The 627-nt window shown below is 71.0% G+C and carries 1 protein-coding gene and 1 pseudogene; one reads left to right on the forward strand and one right to left on the reverse strand.

What is annotated here, in order from left to right:
* Nucleotides 1–54: 54 nt before the first annotated feature.
* Nucleotides 55–306 (reverse strand): hypothetical protein, encoded by a 252-nt coding sequence (locus ACK4TH_RS12810; protein ID WP_409626994.1) that lies wholly within the window; start codon nt 304–306, stop codon nt 55–57.
* Nucleotides 307–316: 10 nt separating this feature from the next.
* Between ACK4TH_RS12810 and ACK4TH_RS12815 the strand changes: the two are divergent.
* A pseudogene (locus ACK4TH_RS12815) lies at nt 317–627 on the forward strand (hypothetical protein); the annotation flags it as partial.

The following is a 627-nucleotide window of genomic DNA, read 5'->3' on the forward strand; positions in this document are numbered from 1 at the left end:
AGGATCGCGAACAAAAACGCCCGGCTTTCCGGGCGTTTTCCGTGAGGCGAGTTATCAGTCCACGAGGCGGATGACGCCTTCCCGACCGGAGCAGGAGGCCAAAGCACCAGCGACCGTCAGGCCCTCCCCGATCACCGCATCGGGCCGCTCCACCATCCACACCCGCATGACGCGCTGCAAGGCCTCGTTGCGCGCCAGCCGGTCGGACAGGCGCAGCCGCTCGGCCACCAGCCGCTGGCGCCACTGCCGCTTGCGGGCTGCGGGATCGGTCTCCTCGCCCTGGCGTTCGGGGTCGATGTTCTCCATAATCGCCTTTATGGGTCTGGTACATGTGCGCCGCTGGGCGCTGGATTGGGGCAACACCATCGCAGGGGTCACGACAGGGGCCACTGCCATCTTACCGTCCCGCCGCTGGGCGGCACTCGCCTGCGTCGCGGCGGCGCTGCTGGGCATCCCCCCGCTGTGGGCGGCCAGCGACACGGCGGCGCGCGCGGCCGCCGCCGAGCGCGCGCTGACCGAGATGCGGACAGCCTTCCACAAAGGCGAGGCCAGCCGCCTGGCCAGCCTGCTGCCGCAGGTGCAAGGGCATCCGCTGGAGCCGCTGGCCGCCTATTGGGCGCTGCGGGC

It is taken from the genome of Tepidimonas sp. (assembly GCF_046292505.1).
Classification (GTDB): domain Bacteria; phylum Pseudomonadota; class Gammaproteobacteria; order Burkholderiales; family Burkholderiaceae_C; genus Tepidimonas.

Coding starts and splice junctions, on each gene's coding strand:
- ACK4TH_RS12810 (WP_409626994.1), bottom strand. CDS start 306: ATGGAGAACATCGACCCCGAACGCCAGGGCGAGGAGACCGATCCCGCA.